Below are 20815 nucleotides of genomic sequence, written 5' to 3'. Positions count from 1 at the left end.
AAAGGTTTATAGCCGTAACGCGCTTTGATATACATCAATGTTTATGCGCGGAATTTGCACAAAAATCCATCACATTGATCTAGATCAACCAGTATTGGATACGGATGTTAAGAGAGAGTAATCAGGAGAGAAATTAACCAGTTGCAAGCAAACATCGAGTTAACAATCAATGCTTTTTACTTACTAAACCAGTATGAGAAAAAATTCAAAAAATGTGAGTTTGGTCAACTTTAATGAAGCGCTGGGCAACAAAGGCCCAGCGAGGGAATCTTATTTTTCAATTCCGAAATGCAAATACGCACGATCTGTCGCGATTCTTCCACGCGGAGTGCGTTGTAAATAACCTTGCTGAATAAGATAAGGTTCAAGAACGTCTTCAATAGTGTCCTTTTCTTCACCTATCGCCGCTGCCATGTTGTCGAGCCCGACCGGACCACCACCAAATTTTTCCATAATCGCGAGTAGTAGCTTACGGTCCATGTAATCGAAGCCTTCGGCGTCCACATCAAGCATATTCAACGCCTTATCGGCAACATCGGCACAAATGTGACCATTGCCTTTTACTTCCGCATAATCACGAACACGACGTAGCAAACGGTTAGCAATACGTGGTGTGCCACGCGCACGTCTTGCCACTTCCAATGCACCTTCAGGTTCCATTGATAAACCTAAACAATCCGCGCTTCGCTGCACGATATCTTGGAGGTCTTTTATCTTATAAAACTCAAGGCGCTGAGTAATACCAAAGCGGTCGCGCAATGGTGACGTTAAAGAGCCCGCTCGGGTCGTCGCACCAATTAACGTAAATGGTGGTAAATCGATCTTAATAGAACGAGCGGCCGGACCTTCACCGATCATAATATCCAGTTGATAATCTTCCATCGCCGGATACAGCACCTCTTCAACCATCGGGCTCAAGCGGTGAATCTCATCGATGAACAACACATCGTTTTCTTCGAGGTTGGTTAACAGCGCGGCCAAATCGCCTGCTTTCTCAAGTACAGGGCCTGAAGTAGTGCGAATGTTCACTTCCATTTCATTGGCAACGATGTTCGCAAGTGTGGTTTTACCCAAACCTGGGGGACCAAAAATCAAAAGGTGATCAAGTGCTTCGCTACGTAACTGAGCAGCTTTAATGAAGATCTCCATTTGGTCACGGACATGGTCCTGACCTTGGTAATCCGCTAATTTTTTTGGCCGAATAGCACGATCAATGACATCTTCATCACGAAAGGCAGGGTTTTCTGGCGCGATTAAACGATCGGCTTCAATCATCTTTTTACCTTGAAAAATGGTTACCTGAGAGAATAATGCCGCTCGTTTAACAGCAAGTGGCATATTTCTATATCTCGTCATCCTGTACAGCGACGAAGGAGCGTGATACAGGATCTTCTATCCGAGCGATTTATGGTCAAATTGTTTCATTAACCGCTCAGCGTGCTGCTATTAGATTCCCAGTCTCGCCAGGCTCGCTGGAATGACACAAAAAAACATCGTTAAGCGATTGGCATTAACCTTAGAGAATGAGTTATCTTGAACAAATGTTCACTGTGCAACCAGCGTTACACCATTGATTTTAGAGCTTCACGGATCATTTGCTCACTGCTCATGTCCGGTTTAGCGATCTGAGATACCACTTTCGACGCTTGAGTCGGCTTGTAACCTAGAGCTAGAAGCGCACTGATTGCTTCTTCTTCCGCGTTGTTGGATGTCGCACCAGAATCCGCAGGAGCAGCATCCGTAAATGGTGTAAATAGATCGCCAGCGCCCCACCCTTTCAAGCGGTCTTTCATTTCAACAACCAATCGCTCTGCGGTTTTCTTGCCAACGCCTGGAAGCTTAACCAGCGTAGAAACGTCTTCATGTTCCACACAAGTAACGAATTGCGTTGCTGTCATACCAGAGAGAATACCAAGACCGAGTTTAGGACCAACGCCATTGGCTTTGATCACTTCACGGAAAAGTGCTCGTTCTTTTACCGTGTTGAAACCGTATAGCAATTGCGCATCTTCACGGACAACAAAGTGAGTATAAATAATGGCTTCTTCGCCAACATTTGGCAGTTCGTAAAAACAGCTCATTGGCATCTGGACTTCATAGCCAATGCCATTAACTTCAATTAATACTTCAGGTGGTTGCTTTTCAATCAGTATGCCACGAAGACGTCCAATCACTATAAATACTCTTTGGAAATGAATTTGCGACAGGATAATAAAGAACTGGATAGACATCCAGTTAATTTTAACGGTAGCGCCCTTTTCTGGCACTGGTTGCTTTGCCCGCTAACGCAACGAGAGTCTTGTTAGTATTGGCATGACAAATCGCCACACCTAAAGCATCGGCTGCATCCGCTTGAGGCTTGGCGGGCAATTTAAGCATCTGCTGAACCATATGCTGAACTTGCGCTTTGTCCGCGCCACCAGTGCCGACGACAGCTTGCTTAATAAGACGAGCCGCATATTCAAATACCGGCAACTCCGCATTCACCGCAGCAACAATTGCACTGCCACGAGCTTGGCCAAGTTTTAGCGCTGAATCCGCGTTTTTGGCCATAAACACTTGCTCGATCGCGAAAACGTCCGGTTGAAACTGGGTAATGATTTCCGTGACGCCTGCATAAATCTGTTTAAGCCGACCCGGAAGTTCTTTTTCTGAAGTACGAATGCAGCCACTACCAAGGTATTGCAAGTGGCGTCCATTTTGACGAATGACCCCATAGCCGGTAATGCGCGAACCTGGGTCAATGCCCAAAATAATTGACATGAATGTTCCTAAAAATGAGGCCTAATTCGGCCTCAGTCTTTTTATTATTACTTGCTAACTTCGGAGCAAATACCGCTCCCGACACCTTGAGTTTAATCTAGCGTAGCCGCAACGTCGTCAGAGATATCACCATTGTGATAAACCTCTTGAACGTCGTCCAGATCTTCCAAAGCGTCAATCAAACGAAGTAGTTTTGGCGCAGTATCCGCGTCCAAATCTGCTTTCGTAGATGGGATCAGCGACACCTCAGCGTTCTCTGCCTCAAACCCTGCGGCATCAAGAGCATCTTTTACGAGTCCAAAATCGCCTGGGGCCGTGTAGACATCAATCGAGCCATCTTCTGCCGTTTCAATGTCATCAGCACCACTTTCTAATGCTACTTCCATTACCGCATCCTCATCTAAACCTGGGCCATATGAAATCACGCCTTTCTTGTCGAAAAGATAGTTGACGCTACCATCCGTCCCCAGATTACCGCCTGACTTTGAGAATGCATGGCGTACGCCAGATACCGTACGATTTCGGTTATCCGTCATACATTCGACCATGACCGCCGTACCACCTGGACCATAACCTTCATAGATCACGGTTTCCATGTTGTCGTCGCCTTCACCACCAGCACCTCGGCTGACAGCGCGATTGACAGTGTCACGTGTCATGTTGTTAGACAGTGCTTTATCAATTGCGGCTCGCAAACGTGGGTTATTTTCTGGCTCACCGCCCCCCTCTTTTGCCGCAACAACGATTTCACGGATTAATTTAGTAAAGATTTTGCCGCGCTTCGCATCTTGCGCTGCTTTACGGTGACGAATATTCGCCCATTTACTATGACCAGCCATAATTCACCTTTTAATGTATTTTGACGCTTAATAACAAAACATGTTCTAAAAGCGTTGCTTGGGAAATTGCTTTGGAAGTTTCTTGGGTTTATTTAAACAAAAACTCCCGCAGTTGCGGGAGTTTTCTTCAAATGTTGTGCGCTTATTCTGCGTCTTTTTCTTTCGCTGCAGTTACTGCGATTGCTAGCTCTTCTAGCGCTGCTGGGTTCGCAATACTTGGTGCGTCTGTTAGTAGACACGCAGCTGCTGTTGTTTTAGGGAACGCGATAACATCACGGATGTTCTCTGTACCACATAGCAGCATTACTAGACGGTCTAGACCAAATGCAAGACCAGCATGTGGAGGCGTACCGAATTTTAGCGCATCAAGCAGGAAGCCGAACTTAAGCTGTTGCTCTTCAGGTGTGATGCCTAGAATATCAAATACGGCTTCTTGCATATCTGCGTTGTGGATACGAACAGAGCCGCCGCCCACTTCGTAGCCATTTAGAACCATATCGTAAGCGTTAGAATTTGCCGCAGCAGGGTTTGCTTTTAGCTCTTCTGCAGTCACACCTAGAGGCGATGTGAATGGGTGGTGCATCGCGTGTAGGTTGCCTTCGTCATCTTCTTCGAACATTGGGAAGTCAACAACCCATAATGGAGCCCATGCAGACTCATCCGTTAGCTCTAGGTCTTTACCTAGTTTCAAACGTAGCGCACCCATTGCTTCTGCAACGATACCCGCTTTATCAGCGCCAAATAGGATAATGTCACCAGATTCCGCTTGAGTACGATCTAGAATGCCGTTGATCACGTCTTCATTTAGGAACTTAGCGACTGGAGATTGGATACCTTCCATGCCCGCTGCACGGTCATTAACCTTCATCCAAGCTAGACCTTTCGCACCGTAGATGCCAACGAATTCACCGTAGCCATCAATTTGCTTACGAGTCAAAGATGCACCACCTGGAACGCGAATAACGGCAACGCGGCCTTTTTCGTCGTTTGCTGGACCTGAGAATACTTTGAACTCAACGTCTTTCACTAGGTCAGCAACGTCTACTAGCTCTAGTGGGTTACGTAGGTCTGGCTTGTCAGAACCGAAACGACGAATCGCTTCGCTGAACGGCATTACTGGGAATTCACCTAGGTCAACGTTTAGTAGCTCTTGCCACATTTCACGAACCATTTTTTCAGTCGTTGCACGAACTTGGTCAGCCGTCATGAATGACGTTTCGATATCGATCTGAGTGAACTCTGGTTGACGGTCAGCACGCAAGTCTTCATCACGGAAACACTTAACGATTTGGTAGTAACGGTCAAAACCAGACATCATTAGAAGCTGTTTGAATAGCTGTGGAGACTGAGGAAGAGCGTAGAAGCTGCCTTTGTGAACACGGCTAGGTACTAGGTAGTCACGAGCGCCTTCTGGAGTCGCTTTTGTTAGGACTGGTGTTTCGATGTCTAGGAAACCGTTGTCATCTAGGAAGCGACGAACAAAGCTAGACGCTTTAGCACGTAGCTTGATGCGGTCGCTCATTTCTGGACGACGTAGATCTAGGTAACGGTACTTCAGGCGTTGCTCTTCAGAGTTCTTTTGGTTGAAATCTAGAGGCAGAACATCAGAACGGTTGATGATTTCAAGACCTTTCGCAAGGATCTCGACTTCACCTGTTGCCATGTCTTTGTTTGCTTGGCTCTCTGGGCGAACGCGCACTTCACCCGTTAGTTTGATACAGAATTCATTACGAAGTGTGTTAGCCACTTCATACGCATCCGCCATATCTGGATCAACAACTACCTGAACGATACCTTCGCGATCTCGCATATCAATAAAAATAAGACCGCCTAAATCACGACGACGGTTAACCCAGCCGCAAAGTTCTACAGTTTGTCCTGCAAGGGACTTGTTCAGGTGACCACAGTAATGGGTACGCATAATGAAATTCCCAATCTCTCAAATGTTGTTAACTACGCTCTGTCAGCCTCATTGCTAAGCAGAGTAAAGATTCAGTTATACGCTGAATGTCCACGAAAATCGACTACTCAACATACAATTACGTGTGTTTTATCATTCACTGGTGCTTTTTAGTACAACAAATGTTCAAAAGCGCACCAAAGCGAAAAAATTGGGGAGGATTATAGCGTGAAATTACCTATTTCAGCAAAACTCTCGTAAAGTATTCACACGAGTAGCAAGCAGTAAAGAATAATGGATAACTTACCTCTTCGACTTGGATTGACGATGTGGTCGCACAATCAATGGCAACAAAGTTTTTACGGCAGCGGGACAAAGCCCGCTGAACGTTTAGAAAGGTATGCGCAAGTGTTTCATACCGTGGAAGGCAACACGACATTTTATGCCACACCGACGCTCAATACAGTGCAAAACTGGAGAGCCGCAACCCACGATGATTTTCGCTTTACTTTCAAACTTCCTAAAGCCATCACTCATGAGCAAATGCTAAGAGGTTGCAGCGAGCAACTGAGAGACTTCATGAAAGTCATGGAGCCTTTGCATGACCGTGTGGGCCAATGGACAATTCAATTACCAGCCGCATTTGGTCCTGAGCACCTTGATCGGCTGAAAAAGTTCTGTGCGAACTTTCCACCTAACTTCCCTCTCGGTGTTGAGGTTCGCCATATGGCATTTTTCTCCAAAGGCGAAGAAGAGCGAGCACTTAACCAATGGTTAGTAGAGAATAATATTGACCGCATTATTATGGATAGCCGCCCAGTCTTTGCCGCTAAGCCCGACAATGAGGCGATTATTGATGCACAAATGAAAAAACCACGAGTCCCTGTTCACGCCATTGCTACCGCTTCACACCCTTTGATTCGCTTTATTGGTCATCCAGAAGAACAGCAAAATTACGAGTTTTTTAAACCATGGCTCAACAAGTTGCCACAATGGATTGCCGAAGGTAAACAGCCATATGTCATGATCCATACCGCAGACAATATAATTGCGCCAGAGTTGGCCGCAAACCTATATAAAGACATACAAAAGCGTATCACACTCCCTGAGTTATCACCTTTCCCAGCTGACGATGGCAACTCGCAGTTACAGATGTTCTAACGCAACACATGACAGAGGCGCGAAATTCCCATAAAATACGCGCCTTTTTTGGTGCCTGACATTTTCAGGCGGCTTGTATGCAGAGACTTAGTTATGAACCCTAAGAGCAATCCAGATACTATTTTTTCGGCTCCAATCGATAAAATTGGGGATTTCACGTTCGATGAACGCGTAGCGGAAGTATTTCCTGACATGATTCAACGATCGGTACCGGGTTACAGCAATATCATTTCTGCAATCGGTATGCTGGCAGAGCGTTTTGTAAAACCTCACTCAAACATCTATGACCTTGGCTGTTCTTTGGGTGCTGCAACATTGTCTATGCGTCGCCATATCAAACAAGAAGGTTGCCAAATCATCGCAGTGGACAACTCTCCTGCGATGGTTGAGCGTTGTAAACTTCACGTCAACGCTTACCGCAGTGACACTCCTGTGGATGTAGTAGAAGCAGACATTCGCAATATCGAAATTGAAAACGCGTCAGTGGTGGTGTTGAACTTCACTTTGCAATTCCTCTCTCCAGAAGATCGTTACTCCTTGCTCGAGAAAATATACGCAGGCCTGCGTCCAGGCGGCATTTTGATTCTATCGGAGAAGTTCGTCTTCGAAGATGAAGTTTCGAACGAACTGTTAATTGACCTTCACCACGACTTTAAACGTGCGAATGGTTATAGCGAACTAGAAATCAGCCAAAAGCGCAGCGCGATAGAAAACGTAATGCGCCCAGATTCAAAGAAAGAACATAAAGAGCGTTTCGCTAAAATTGGCTTTTCTAGCTACGATGTTTGGTTCCAATGCTTTAACTTCGGCTCCATGTTCGCGATTAAATAGACCATGCATACAAAGCCTGAACCATACCGATTTCGGCTTTTGTTAATAATTTATACCCATCAACTCAGCGATTAACTAACTATGTTTAACTTTGCAAATTTCTACCAATTGATTGCCCAAGACACCCGTCTTCAACCTTGGCTTAATGTGCTTCCACAACAGCTAACGGATTGGCAAAATGCAGAGCACGGTGACTTTGGTCGCTGGTTGAAAGCCCTGAACAAAATCCCAGCGGGTAGACCGGACAGCATCGACATTGTTGATTCTGTCACGATTTCAAACAATGAGCCGATGCCTCAAGGGGAACTTAAAAAGCTAGAAAGCTTACTTCGTACATTCCATCCTTGGCGCAAAGGCCCATACCACGTACACGGCATCCATATTGATACTGAGTGGCGCAGTGATTGGAAATGGGACCGCGTGCTTCCGCATATTTCACCATTAAAGAATCGCAGCGTACTCGATGTAGGTTGTGGTAACGGATACCACATGTGGCGCATGCTAGGCGAAGGTGCACGCTTAACTGTCGGTATCGATCCATCTCACCTGTTTCTAATTCAGTTCGAAGCAATTCGTAAACTAATGGGCGATGACCAACGTGCACACCTATTGCCATTGGGTATTGAACAACTACCTAAGTTAGAAGCGTTCGATACGGTATTCAGCATGGGCGTGCTTTACCATCGCCGCTCGCCTCTCGATCATTTAGTGCAACTAAAAGATCAATTGGTATCTGGTGGTGAACTTGTATTGGAAACACTCGTGATTGAAGGTGATGAGAATGCAGTACTGGTCCCGACTTCTCGTTACGCGCAAATGCGTAATGTCTATTTCTTCCCTTCAGCAAAAGCCCTAAAAGTGTGGTTAGAATTGGTCGGTTTTGAAGATGTTCGTATCGTTGATGAAAACATCACATCCGTAAATGAACAACGTACCACAGATTGGATGACGCATAACTCTCTACCTGACTACTTAGATCCGAACGACCCAAGCAAGACTGTAGAAGGCTACCCTGCCCCTCGCCGTGCGGTTCTTGTCGCTCGCAAATCATAATTCGCTGAGATTCCTGACATTGTCTTAACTCATTTTACGAGTTAAGACATTACCCTCTTTCCTCGTAATGAGCGAGTTTGTTTTTTGAATCCATTTGTCACGTCAAAATATAAGCACGCTCTAAATAAGGATGCGCTTTTATGTCCTTGATTTTTGGCTTTTCATCACTATTCCTCAAACAATAAGTAATAGAGAAACATTCTTACTTGTGAGGCTTTATCGATATAAGCTAAACTCCTAAAAAATAAACAACTTAATCCAATCCCAAGGTTTTCAATGTTATTACGATTGACCCCGATTGTTGCCATCGCCTTACTATCTGGATGCTCACTAACCAAAGGCGAACAGTACCACCAAGAAACGTTAGCGGCGATTCAAAATTCAGAAGCGAATGTCAATAATCGCATTACCAACCTAGAGCTACAGCTCAGCAACCAATCGGACTATATCGACAGCCTTGAAGAACAAGTCGATAAACTACAGGTTGAACTTCTTACATTTCGCGATGAAGCAATGGCAGAAGTAAAAAAACCGAAAGAGCCGATTATTGTCCAATCTCCCGCTCCTGTGGAACCAACCCCAACTCACGATATTGTCCTTGGCTCTATCGAAAAGGTCACGGTAGAGTCGATTAAGCAAACTTTTGATGCACGTATCGACACTGGTGCTGCGACGTCGTCTTTAAATGCCGTTGATATTGAAGAGTTCGAAAGAAATGGCAAAAAATGGGTCCGATTCCACTTAGCAGACACCAGTAAATCCGAAGAAGAGAAAAGTACTTGGATCGAAGCTCCTGTCATTCGCTACGTCAAAATCCGCCAGGTTACCAGTGAAGAGTTAGAACGCCGCGCTGTGGTAGAACTTTGGGTGCGCGTTGGAAAAATTCATGAAAAAGCGCAATTTACGTTGGCAGATCGCTCACATATGAACCATCCTATTTTACTGGGTAGAGAATTTATGCGCGACATAGCACTTGTCGATGTAAGTCGTACCTATATCCAAACGGACGAAGATAAAAAATAATAAGGTAGATTATGACGTCAAAAATACCGTTTTACCTTTCTATCATCTTATTGGTGATTGCGGGCATTGCTCTGAGTGTTTTCAGACATGAAAACTACGGCGTGCCTTGGACGCCAGGCGAAACTCGCCAGGTATGGGATGTAGAAGCTCGTATTGAGTTCAATGCTAACGGCAACGAAGTAAAAGCGTCACTTGCAGCACCTCATACACAAAGTGGTTACACACTTATCGGTGAATCTGCTTCCTCATCAGGTTATGGCGTTTCCTACATCAATGACGATTCAGGCCGTCGTGCAGAATGGTCAATTCGCCAAGCTCAAGGGCCACAAACCATATACTACAAAGCCCAGTTCTTAGTAGACCCTCAGGCTAAAGTCACTCCGTTACCGCCAACGGAAGACATTACGCCACCAACGCTATCAGCACCACAAGCAGCAGCGGCAAATGCCCTTATCGAACGTGCGATGAGTCGATCAGCCGATAATGTGACGTTTACTCGTGAGCTTATCAAAGCGCTTAATGACCCAGATAGCCAAAACTCGTCGCTACTACTGAACGATTTCAGCCGTACTGATGCACTGCATAACATTTTGCTTACCGCAGGTATACAGAGCAAAACCGTCGGTGTTATCGAACTAGAAGATGGTCGTCGACGCCAAACAATTCAACCAATGGTTCAGGTTTGGTCAGGTAAAGATTGGGTACTGTTTTCACCAAAATCCGAACAAAAAGCAGTGAAACCCAACTTGTTAGTGTGGGATGAATCAAACGTATCCTTACTTGACCTTGTTGGTGGTAAAAATAGCCAAGTGCATTTCTCGATGATTAAGCAAGAAATGACACCACAACAAGCTACAAACAACAAAATAGAAGCAGATGGATTACTGAATATTTCAATTCATAGCTTACCTTTGGAAGAGCAAGCGATGTTCAAAACCATCATGCTCATCCCTATTGGTGCTCTGATCGTTGTGTTCTTGCGTGTGATTATCGGCCTGAAAACATCCGGTACCTTCATGCCTGTGTTGATTGCCGTTGCTTTTGTTCAAACTCAACTATTAACGGGTATTGTCGGTTTCTTGCTAATTGTAGGTACAGGCCTGATTATTCGAAGCTATTTGTCTAGGTTGAACTTATTGCTGGTAGCAAGGATATCTGCGGTCATTATTACCGTTATTATGATCATCTCGGTGTTCACCGTTGTTGCGTTTAAGATGGGCTTAACGGAAGGCCTAACAATTACCTTCTTCCCTATGATCATCTTGTCTTGGACGATTGAACGTATGTCAATCCTATGGGAAGAAGAAGGTGCGAAGGAAGTTGCTCTGCAAGGTGGTGGTTCATTGCTGACAGCGGTATTAGTTTACCTTGCAATGACGAACTCATACATTCAACACTTAACCTTTAACTTCATTGGTCTACAGTTGATTGTTCTGGCCGGTATTCTATTACTAGGTACTTACACAGGTTACCGCCTCACTGAGCTACGACGCTTCAAACCACTAGCGGAGGACTAAACGATGTTCGAAAGTTTTACTTCGCCGTCTAAGCTTCGCCATAAAGGCATTATGGGGATGAACAAGCGTAACCACAGCTATATTGGCCGTTACAATGATCGTTCTAAATACCCACTTGTCGATGACAAGCTAAAGACCAAAATTATTGCACAGGCAGCAGGAGCAACAGTTCCTGCCCTGATCGGTGTCATTCATAACCAAGCTGAAGTTAAGACTATCCACAAAATGGTTGAGAACTGGCCTGGTTTTGTAATCAAACCTGCACAAGGTAGTGGCGGTAAAGGCATTCTGGTTGTTACGTCTCACAAAAACGGGGTATATACCAAACCCTCCGGCTCTACAATTGGTAGGGATGAGGTCGAGCGTCACATTAGTAATGCGCTTGCTGGCCTTTTCTCTCTTGGTGGTAAAAATGACGTTGCTGTGGTTGAAAACTTAATCAAGTTTGATGACTGTTTTGATGGCTTCAGTTATGAAGGCGTACCAGATGTTCGGATCATCGTATTTAAAGGTTATCCAGTTATGGCGATGATGCGCTGTTCTACAGCGGCTTCCGACGGCAAAGCAAACCTTCACCAAGGTGCCGTAGGAGTAGGCATTGACATCGCGACAGGTAAAGCCGTCAGAGCGGTGCAGTTCGATCATCCAGTTACTCATCACCCTGATACAGGTAAAGACCTTTCGACCCTTCAAGTACCGCATTGGGAGCGCTTGCTGGAGCTTGCGTCAAGTGCCTGGGAAATGACAGGTTTGGGATACATGGGTACGGATATGGTGCTGGATAAAGATGAAGGACCTATGGTTTTAGAGCTTAACGCTCGCCCTGGTCTGGCAATCCAAATCGCTAATGGTGCAGGCTTGCTTCCTCGTTTGAAACACATAGAGAGCCTTGGCACACCTGCTGAGTATCCAAAACCGATTGAACGCGTCGCTTACGCAGCAGAGCAGTTCGGTGTGAAGCCGTTGTTCTAACCCTCCGACCTAATGTTCGTTATTACTCGCCAGTAATTGTCATGATTACTGGCGTTTTTGTTCCCGCATCCAAAAACCTTGCACTTGCTCTCCTTATTAAACACATCCTTCTCATATATAAGTTGAATCAATGATCGAGCTAACAAAATCAACATAGATCGTTTCTTTTCTACTTTGCCTTTTGAGTATGATGAGAGCTCCCCTTACTCAACTTGAGAGGTTGGGAAATGCTAATAAAAGAAACAAATAATGATGAACCAGAGCTTGAAGAACAAGAGAGCTTAGACCAACACCTACAACGCTTGTCTGAGCTTTCTGTCCAAGCACTTGAAGAGCTTGCTGAAATGATCGAAGTCAGGGACGATATTCCAGAGGAATAAACGTCGCTTCCTCATTAAGTTCCGTTAATAAGCCGAGACTGCCGTCCTACAGTCTCGGCTTGTCTTATGTTGTTCGAAGCCTACCTCGTAAATAGATACAAAAACGCCCGCGTTCATTGCGGGCGTTTTGTTAGATTCGCAGTTTACGATTCAAACTCTTCAATCATCTCTTGTGCTTCAGTCTTAGGCTTATCCGTTTGACCAAAACCACGCAGACCAACCACGTGTACGTGTTCGTGATCTTTAAACACCTTACGCACCAGTTTGTAGGTAGTCCCCTTCTCTGGGCTGATGTTTTCAGGCGCTGCGATAAGAAGCTGCATATCCAGACGGTCACACAATTCGAACAATGTCGCGATCGATTTCGCATCCAGACGCGCGGCTTCATCCAAGAAAAGCAAACGACAAGGCACAATGTCTTTGCTGCGTAGACGACGAGACTCTTCTTCCCAGCTTTGTACTACCATCAATAGGATTGACTGACCAGTACCGATCGCTTCACCTGTTGATAGTGCGCCAGACTCAGCCTGTAGCCAACCATCTGTACCACGGTTCACTTCTACACTTAGCTCTAGGTAGTTACGGTAATCCAGTAGCTCTTCACCCAGAACCTGAGGAGAACGTTGACCCATATCAATATGTGGGTTCACACGTTGGAACAGCTTCGCCATTGCTTCGGAGAAGGTAAAGCGAGTCGATTCAAACAGGTCTTTGTGCTGCTCTTGCTGTGTCGCTAGACCGTTCAGTAGCACTTCGTGACTTTCGCGGATCTTCACGTTTAGACGTACGCCCTTCACCTGACCAAACGAGATGTTCGACAGGCCTTGGTTCAGCATACGAATACGGTTTTGCTCACGCTGAATCGTCTTCTTGATGATGCTCGCTACTGACTCAGAGCTGATCGCTAAGCGGTTTTCACGTTGCGTTAGCTCTTCCGTTAGACGCGCCAGCTCTACTTCCATCTCTTCGATCGCTTCTACAGGATCATCAGTACGGATGATATCCTGACGAATACGCTCACGAAGATGTTGGTAAACCGCAATGTAGAACAGAACTTTACGCTCTGGGCGAGCGTTGTCTTCTGATAGACGCAGCGCATCACGCAGGTCGTCATTGTTCGCAACCGCGAGACGCAGCGCACCCAATGATTTATCCGACATTGAACGCAGTTCATCCGCTGACATATAAGCCAGTTCACGCTTGTGTAGACGACGCTCAACATCGTTCTCACGCGCCAGACGAAGTACTGAACACCAGCCAGCTTTCGCTGCAACCACGAAGGTACGTAGCTCAACGTATTCTTTCTGAACTTTCTTCAGACGTTTCGCCAAGCCTTTCATCTCTAGTTCAGTAGAGGTGATCGTGCGCTCGTATTCGCTCTTACGACTGCGAGACGTGTGTAGGCGCTCGTGCAGTTCGTCACGACGACGCATTGCGCGCTCTTCTGCACCTTCGTCAGCGTTCACGCCAAACTCTTGAAGCTCTTGTTTGAACTCTTGAACCGTTTCCAGTTTCGCTTGGTGTGAACTCTTCAATGAAGCTAATACTTGGTTGTATTGGTTCATTTGACCTTGCGATTGCTTCAACTCTTCACGAGAGCGTGTACGCATTTGTTCAGCTTGAACCAGTTTAGCTTTTAGCTGCTCGCTCAGTTCGCTGCTCTTGTTCAGTAGGTCTACTGAATCTGAGTAAGCGAAGTAGTGACGACGTTCAACGAGATCCGAGAGTGCAAAGATTTGCTTCTTAAGATCTTGTAGCCGCTCGTCTGCCGCTTTGTATTCTGCTTCTAGTGCATCGAATTGCTCTGGGTCAGCATCAAGCGCAGACGCAATATTCTCTAATTGCGCGACGGCTTTTGCATGGTTGCTTAAGAAGTTCTTCGCCTCTGCAAGCTGAGCGATTTTCTCTTCTAGCTCATCAAAACGCGCTTGCAATGACTCATCTTCAACAAGCACCATGTGTGACGCTAGCTTGTCCAGAGAAGACAACGCTTGCTTGCTGGTTTGAAGCTGAGAACGTTGTTGTTGCTCTTTCGCATCCAGATCCGCCAGCACGCGAGCAATTTGGTTACGCTTATCACGAATAGTTGCCAGTGCTTGTTCTGGATCGGCGTCAAAAGCAACCTGAATGTGGTTAGACACAAATAGGTTAAACGCTTGGTACAAGCGCTGCATTTTCTGAGAATCAAACGCCGCTTTTGCGTGTTTCTCTACCACTTCTTCTCGTTCGTTACGCAGCAACTCTAGACGCTGCTCACGTGCCGCACGGCCAAACAATGGGATCTCAGGCAAGCGAGAGTAACGCATTTGGCGATCGTTCATACGAACGCAAACCGCGCCCTCTAACTCTTCTGCATCGAACGAGCTGTCATCAAAGGCATCGATGTCACCTTCAATGATGTACAAGTCTTCTGGACAGTCGTCTAGCTCTACCAGTTTCTCTTCGATGCCTGACAAGTCAGAAACAACGATAGCGTGACGAGCCGGACCGTACATCGCACTGAAGTAAGGCGCGTCATCAATCGTGATGTCATCGTAGATCTCAGACAGCAATACACCGCCCAGCGTATCTGCCAAACCTTTCAGGCGAGGGTCATTTGAACCACCAGGAGAAGCAAGACGCTCAATCTCAGAGTCTAGCTGGCTACGGCGCTCAGCAAGCTTATCTTTAGCTAAAGACAGCTCCCTTTCTTGTTCAAGGACAACTTGCATGTGGTTCATTACCGCATGGCGATCCTCAAGCTCTTCACCGCTCTGCTCTCTCAGTTTCTCTAGCGCATCGTTCGCCGCAATCCAAGCTGGTGCTATTGCTTCAAGCTTACTGATTTCTGCCACCGCGTTTTGCTCTAGACGGCGCTGTTCACCACGCTGATCACGAACTTCTTCTTGAGCTATCTCTAGTGATTCGATTTGCGTCGCATGACGTTCACGTTCTTGTTCAAATGTAACCTCATCGGTTAGTTCAACGTGATATTGCTTTTTGTATTCAGCAACCAGTTCACGTGCTTGACGCTGCTGGTTAAGGCTGCGTTCGAGATCACGGTGTTGTGCTCGCCATTGCTGTTCGTTTTGCGCGATTTGTTGTGACTCACGCGCTTTCGCGATTGCAGTTTTCGCATGTTCAGACGCGTCTTTGCGCTCAACTTGACCAACGATGCTTTGTACCAGTTTAAGCGCGGTTTCAAACTGCTCTGCCGCTGCAGAAGACATGTCCAGTTTGTGCTTAACCGATAGCAACGCATTGGTGTTTTCTGATTCTTTGCTCTTAAGCTCAGAGACAAGCGCTTGTGCCGATTCTGCCGTTAGGCTGTCATCGCCAAGTAGCTGCTTCGCTTTCTCCAGCGCTTGAACTGCTTGTTGATATTGAAGGGCGCGAGTTTGCTGAACGTCAAGAGCTTGCTGGTAATCAGCAAGTTGCGTCTTAAGGCTATCCACCTCTTCTTCTGCAACGGTAGCTTGCTCTTCAGCCATCATCACGCGTTCTTGCGCTTCTTCGACTACCATCATTTGTTCTTCAAGACGCTCGCTCAGCTCTTCAAGATCTTCTTGGTAGCGTTCGATCTTCTCTTGCTGACGCAGCGCGTTTTGCACCAGTTGCAAGTGATCAGAAGCCGCTTGGTAGTCTTGCTCTAAAGAAGATTCTGACTCGATCAGCAGTTCCAGCTCTTCTTGAACGCGGTTAAGCAGATTGTTTTGCTCAATCAAGGTCTCGCGAGAACCAAATAACTCTGAACGCAAAGACAATGTCTGTTCTAGTTTTTTACGACGCTCGTTAGCATGGCGCATATAGTCCGCTGCCACGTAGTTGGTCGACTCTGTAATCAAATGTTTGAACAAGTCACGGTCTGCTTGCGTGGTTTTGATCGCTTCTAGCGTCATGCGGTTTTCACGCAGCGCCGATTCCATATCTTGGAACGCTTTCTTCACGCCGCCGTTTTGTGGCAGAAGGTAGTCACGTAGCGAACGGGTAATCGCACTTGAGATACCACCGTAAAGCGATGCTTCGATCAGGCGGTAGAATTTAGAACGGTCACCAGAGTTACGCAGTTTCTTCGGAATCACACCGAATTCGAACATCTGCGAGTGGTAATCCACGATAGAAGAGAACGCTTTGAATTGAACGCCTTCAAATTCTGCGATTGATTCTTTTACTTCATTGATTTGACGTACACGAGCTTGAGTCGCAGATACGCTTTCAACCAAGATATCCGTTGGTTTCACATGGCTTGGAAGACCTTGGATCACAAACGGTTTGATGTCTACTTTCTTATCACGACCCGCAACTTGCTGTAGTTTTACTGCAAACAATAGGCGTTGGTTACGTGAGTTCACCACGTCTAGCGCCGCATAACATGCGCCCGGCTGTAGCTTACCGTACAAACCTTTGTCGCGAGACGATTGGCTGCTGCCCGCTTCTGTCGTGTTACGGAAGTGCAGCAGCGTTTGGTCAGGAATCAATGCGGTGATGAACGCCGCCATTGTGGTTGATTTACCTGCACCGTTACCACCTGATAGCGTGGTGACCAGACCATCGATGTCAAACGTACGGGCAAAGAAGCCGTTCCAGTTGACCATGGTCAGCGATTGGTATTTACCGCGTTCAATCATGCTCATGCTTCACCCTCTTCTGTTGTTTCTTCTTGGGCTTGGTCGTCTTGATCTTCTTCAGACAATAAGCTGCCTTGGCTTGGCTCTTTGGTGTGCACTACTGCTTCACCATCACGGATTAGACGCAGCTGCGCTTCACGCATGTCATCGCCAATACGTACATCGGCACCAAAGCGGAATACCGCTTCACTGATGCTGAATTTACCGGTTTCACCGATGTTGATGATCATGCCTAGGCGACGCAAACGACGAAGTGACGTACGTACTTTTTCAAACAGCTTTTCTTTATCAAGGTCAGAACCAGTCGCACGGTTCGTCACTAGCTTCATCAGCTTGTTTTCGTCTGCTAGAGCAAGCAGTTCGTCGTACAGCTCTTGGTTAGTAAAGATGCCTTCGTGCGCAAGACGCTCTGGGCTTAGGTAAAGGAAACACAGTACCTTCCCCACCAGCATATCCAGTTCAGAAAGAACACTACGGCCAATCAGAGACGTTGAACGAGGACGAAGGTAGAAGAAACCTTCTGGCGCTTTCACCAATTCGGTGTTGTAGCGTTGGTAGAAAGAAGAAAGCTCAAGTTCGAAATCCGACAACAACGCGTGGTTGTCTAGATCTTCACTTGAGATATGACGCCCTGCTCGAAGCATGCTGTCTAGCGCTGGGAACAGAGGGTTAGAAATTGCTTTTGCCAGATTCTCTGACATGTATTCATTAGTATCGGTCGATGACATTCGCTTGTACCTTTGCCCCAAATTCGTTGATTGCTTTCCAGTCTGGTTGAATCGCTTGGTAATCCGATTCTGAATACCCTAGACGTACAGCTTGATCGACGATAATGCGAGCTAAATCAAAATGATGAGTGTAAGGGTGCTGTGCAAGGTAATCTCGCAGTACCACACTCAAATCGATTGGTGTGCCTTGATCTTTATGCGCTTTTAGCATGTCACCAATTCGTTCAGACAACTCATCATTGACTTGTTGAAACTCTTCGTATTCTACTTCCATCGGAACTTGACCCGTGACCTCGTCATCACGCAGTACTAGGGCCTCATCACGAAGGTCGGAAAGCCTCTCCGCATCTGCATAAGTCAGATACCAAGGCGCATCGAAGTAATCTTTGACAGATTGACGCAGACGCGAGCTAAACGCACGATTCTTATCCATATCGATTGCAGTACGGATAAACTTGTGCACGTGTCGGTCGTAACCAATCCAAAGGTCGATAGCTTGCTGGCCCCAGCTTGTGATTCGGTCCAGCTTCATTTGCAGACCAAACAAGGCTTCTTCGATAAACTCCAGCTCAGGGTCACCGTAAACAATTTCTTGAATATCGAGGATCTGAGTTTGCAGTTCATCACTGGCGGCTTGCAGCGTATCTTGAAGTTCACGCAACGTGCTTGATGTTTCTGACAGAAGTGCTTCACAGTTGTTGATCGCTTCACGCCAGTCTTTGTTAAGCAGGTCAGCAATCTGTTGTTTCACTGACTGTTGCTGCTCATCCATAACACGTTGGTTGAGGTCAATTTGATCGAAAATTTCGCCTACAGAATATTTTAAAACACCGTATACGTTTTTCTTCCAGTGACCCGGTGTACCACCTTTTTGTGCTGCCTCAATCGCTTTCGCCATTTCATCCGCTACCATGGATAGCTGGATAGATAGACGCAGTTTTGAGAACTCACGATGACGCACGTAGTAGTCGGTTATTCCTATCGCTAATGGCGACAAGCGGTAAATGCTCGCTCCGTCAGTAATCTCACTGACAAAACGGCTCATAAGACGCTGCTTAACCATCTCGTTGATCGCATTGTTCGCACGAAAAGCGGAGGCTTCGCCGGTCTCATCAAATAGTCGAGTGACGATGGCAAATGCATCATGCAGTTCACCTTCACCCAGTTCTTCATCGAACCTTTCATTACTCAGTACGGCAATGGCTATCAAAAATGCCAATCGCTCTGTGGTCAGGTTCAACGAGAAATCGTGCTGCTTAACCCAGCCAACCAGCTCATCGATTGGTTGCTCTGCAGCATTGAGAGTCATCTCACTCATTGTTATTCCTGTTTATCGTTCTTTTTAGCCCACACATGAATGTAGCGGCCTAATGAGAGGTATGGCTCTTGTCGACAAAGTTGTTTTTCTAGCGCCAACACATCTTCAAACTCGTAATCACCCATGTATTCCATATTGCCTATGTAATCACTAAATGAGCGAATACCAGATTTGCCACAAATATTAAAACCTGAATTTTCTATCCACTGGTAGACTTCTTCAGGTTTTAAGCCTTTTTGCGGCTGTAGTTTAAATCTTTTTCGGTGAGGCATGCCGTCTAATATATGAGGAATGTTGCCACAAACCACGTTTTTATAGACTAAACCGTGGTGGTTGTAGAACATGACTGATGCGATGCCTCCCGGTTTTACTTGTTCTAGAACTGTTTCAAGTGCGGCCTTAGGATCAACCAGCCACTCCATCACAGCGTGGAACATAACCAGATCGACCCGTCCATCCATATGTTCACCGATGGATTGGACAGGCGAATGAATCAGGCGATACTGCTCAAGCAAACCGTTTTTTTCAATATCCTGCTTAGCCAACTGCAGCATTTCCGAAGATAGATCACATAAAGCGATTCGATGTCCGAGCTTAGCAAGCTTTTGCGACATTTGTGCCAAACCACCACCAGCGTCTAACACTTCTAGGGGTTGCTGGTCAGCATCTAATTCACTTAGAATCTGTAGAAAATCTTCCCACACAATGATTTGGCGGATCTCCCCTTTATCGGAGCCGTAAATATTTTTTGCAAATTTGTGGGCGATATCGTCGAAATTGCGGTCTTCTGTCACTTCTGCTGAGTTATCATAACGGATTGTGCCGCTATTCTGGCACAAGGAAAGCAGGAATAAAGAGGGATACCCTCATTTTTATTATCAATTGATGTTTTTTCGGACTATTTATGTATGTTTGAGCTGAAAAAAGTAGTGTCAGCCATGCTTATGCCCCTTCCGGCATTGCTGCTGATAGGCTTGTTGGGTCTTGCTCTCATTAGTTTTACTACAAAACGTAAAACTGGCTGCTTCGTTGTTCTATTCTCTTTTGTTGGCATTTTTCTTGTTGCCTTCCAACCTGTTTCAACCAAGCTTCTTATGCCGTTAGAGCGAGAGCATAAAGCCTTTTTGCCAGTTTCTGGCACCATCGACTACGTGATGGTTTTAGGGAATGGTCATGTTATCGATGACGAAATTCCACCCACCTCGCAGTTAAGCCGTGCAGCATTAATGCGCTTAACTGAGGGCATTCGTATTTTAAGAATGTATCCAGGCGCGAAATTAATCTTATCCGGCTATGCTGGCGGATCTGAAATTAGCCACGCGCGAATGATGGCGAACGTTGCCCTAGCCTTAGGTGTAGCAAAATCCGATATCATTTTATTAGAGGATGCAAAGGATACGTGGGAAGAGGCACGTCAAGCTGCTGCATTCGTTCAGCAAAAGGAGATTGTGTTAGTCACTTCTGCGAGTCACATGAGCCGTGCATTGTATGAGTTCAACGCAGCAGGCATTAAACCAATCCCAGCCCCGACCAACTTCTTAGCTATTAGCGAAATCAGTCAACCTTGGGATAAATACTCACCTAAAGCGCGTTACTTAGAACAAACAGAGCTTTATTGGCATGAGTACTTGGGCAGTATTTGGCAAAGGTTGCGTGATACTGTCGGGCAAACACCAATGGTTGAAGCAAACTAGTATTATCTTGAAGCCACAAAAAAGGAGAG

At 46.1% G+C, this 20815-nt stretch carries 17 protein-coding genes; 8 read left to right on the top strand and 9 right to left on the bottom strand.

Annotated elements, in window-relative coordinates; translation table 11 throughout:
* Nucleotides 1-270: 270 nt before the first annotated feature.
* The 5 genes from ruvB to aspS all read right to left on the bottom strand — a co-directional run bounded on the left by ruvB (nucleotide 271) and on the right by aspS (nucleotide 5523).
* Nucleotides 271-1275 carry a Holliday junction branch migration DNA helicase RuvB gene (gene ruvB, locus R7E42_RS08955; RefSeq protein WP_005378312.1) on the bottom strand — a complete coding sequence of 335 codons (1005 nt, stop codon included), beginning with the start codon at nucleotides 1273-1275 and terminating at the stop codon, nucleotides 271-273.
* Between the two features lie 287 nt (nucleotides 1276-1562).
* Entirely contained in the window at nucleotides 1563-2174 is a 612-nt protein-coding gene (ruvA, locus tag R7E42_RS08950; protein ID WP_005378313.1) for a Holliday junction branch migration protein RuvA, read from the bottom strand.
* A gap of 67 nt (nucleotides 2175-2241) precedes the next feature.
* Entirely contained in the window at nucleotides 2242-2763 is a 522-nt protein-coding gene (gene ruvC / locus R7E42_RS08945; RefSeq protein ID WP_005387909.1) for a crossover junction endodeoxyribonuclease RuvC, read from the bottom strand.
* A gap of 92 nt (nucleotides 2764-2855) precedes the next feature.
* Nucleotides 2856-3602 carry a YebC/PmpR family DNA-binding transcriptional regulator gene (locus R7E42_RS08940; RefSeq protein ID WP_005378402.1) on the bottom strand — a complete coding sequence of 249 codons (747 nt, stop codon included), beginning with the start codon at nucleotides 3600-3602 and terminating at the stop codon, nucleotides 2856-2858.
* Nucleotides 3603-3744: 142 nt separating this feature from the next.
* Nucleotides 3745-5523 (bottom strand): aspartate--tRNA ligase, encoded by a 1779-nt coding sequence (aspS, locus tag R7E42_RS08935; protein WP_005378401.1) that lies wholly within the window; start codon nucleotides 5521-5523, stop codon nucleotides 3745-3747.
* Between the two features lie 273 nt (nucleotides 5524-5796).
* Between aspS and R7E42_RS08930 the strand changes: the two genes are divergently transcribed.
* The 7 genes from R7E42_RS08930 (at nucleotide 5797) to R7E42_RS08900 (ending at nucleotide 12439) form a co-directional block, all read left to right on the top strand.
* Nucleotides 5797-6663 (top strand): DUF72 domain-containing protein, encoded by an 867-nt coding sequence (locus R7E42_RS08930; RefSeq protein ID WP_042522110.1) that lies wholly within the window; start codon nucleotides 5797-5799, stop codon nucleotides 6661-6663.
* A 93-nt stretch (nucleotides 6664-6756) separates the two neighbouring features.
* Nucleotides 6757-7494 (top strand): carboxy-S-adenosyl-L-methionine synthase CmoA, encoded by a 738-nt coding sequence (gene cmoA, locus R7E42_RS08925; protein ID WP_017635063.1) that lies wholly within the window; start codon nucleotides 6757-6759, stop codon nucleotides 7492-7494.
* An 81-nt stretch (nucleotides 7495-7575) separates the two neighbouring features.
* Nucleotides 7576-8547, top strand: coding sequence for a tRNA 5-methoxyuridine(34)/uridine 5-oxyacetic acid(34) synthase CmoB (cmoB, locus tag R7E42_RS08920; RefSeq protein WP_213901055.1), 972 nt, complete (start codon nucleotides 7576-7578; stop codon nucleotides 8545-8547).
* Between the two features lie 276 nt (nucleotides 8548-8823).
* Nucleotides 8824-9570, top strand: a complete 747-nt coding sequence (locus R7E42_RS08915) for an ATP-dependent zinc protease (RefSeq protein WP_005378391.1) — start codon at nucleotides 8824-8826, stop codon at nucleotides 9568-9570.
* 11 nt (nucleotides 9571-9581) lie between these two features.
* Nucleotides 9582-11087 carry an inactive transglutaminase family protein gene (locus tag R7E42_RS08910; protein WP_005378389.1) on the top strand — a complete coding sequence of 502 codons (1506 nt, stop codon included), beginning with the start codon at nucleotides 9582-9584 and terminating at the stop codon, nucleotides 11085-11087.
* 3 nt (nucleotides 11088-11090) lie between these two features.
* Entirely contained in the window at nucleotides 11091-12059 is a 969-nt protein-coding gene (locus tag R7E42_RS08905; RefSeq protein WP_005378387.1) for an alpha-L-glutamate ligase-like protein, read from the top strand.
* A 227-nt stretch (nucleotides 12060-12286) separates the two neighbouring features.
* Nucleotides 12287-12439: a hypothetical protein gene (locus R7E42_RS08900; protein WP_005378381.1), complete on the top strand. Its 153-nt coding sequence runs from the start codon at nucleotides 12287-12289 to the stop codon at nucleotides 12437-12439.
* A gap of 143 nt (nucleotides 12440-12582) precedes the next feature.
* On the opposite strand, the gene mukB is transcribed toward R7E42_RS08900, so the two are convergent.
* From mukB to cmoM, 4 genes are read right to left on the bottom strand one after another with little or no spacing between them, the layout of a single operon-like run.
* Complete coding sequence (mukB, locus tag R7E42_RS08895; RefSeq protein WP_318072607.1) at nucleotides 12583-17046, bottom strand: chromosome partition protein MukB; 4464 nt, start codon at nucleotides 17044-17046, stop codon at nucleotides 12583-12585.
* Between the two features lie 2 nt (nucleotides 17047-17048).
* Nucleotides 17049-17774 (bottom strand): chromosome partition protein MukE, encoded by a 726-nt coding sequence (gene mukE / locus R7E42_RS08890; RefSeq protein ID WP_005378379.1) that lies wholly within the window; start codon nucleotides 17772-17774, stop codon nucleotides 17049-17051.
* The gene (mukF, locus tag R7E42_RS08885; RefSeq protein WP_017634722.1) at nucleotides 17755-19092 is read right to left on the bottom strand and encodes a chromosome partition protein MukF; all 1338 of its coding nucleotides are present in this window, start codon (nucleotides 19090-19092) and stop codon (nucleotides 17755-17757) included. The genes mukE and mukF overlap by 20 nt, the downstream gene beginning before the upstream one ends.
* Nucleotides 19093-19094: 2 nt before the next feature.
* Nucleotides 19095-19886 (bottom strand): tRNA uridine 5-oxyacetic acid(34) methyltransferase CmoM, encoded by a 792-nt coding sequence (cmoM, locus tag R7E42_RS08880; RefSeq protein ID WP_065275056.1) that lies wholly within the window; start codon nucleotides 19884-19886, stop codon nucleotides 19095-19097.
* Between the two features lie 114 nt (nucleotides 19887-20000).
* Between cmoM and elyC the strand changes: the two genes are divergently transcribed.
* A complete protein-coding gene (gene elyC, locus R7E42_RS08875; RefSeq protein WP_005387893.1) occupies nucleotides 20001-20786 on the top strand; it encodes an envelope biogenesis factor ElyC in 786 nt (261 codons plus the stop codon).
* Nucleotides 20787-20815: the final 29 nt, after the last annotated feature.

Source organism: Vibrio sp. Vb1337 (genome assembly GCF_033338715.1).
GTDB classification, from domain to species: Bacteria; Pseudomonadota; Gammaproteobacteria; order Enterobacterales; family Vibrionaceae; genus Vibrio; species Vibrio alginolyticus.
Note: the sequence above shows the minus strand (reverse complement) of the source record. Positions and strands in the feature narration are given on the sequence as shown.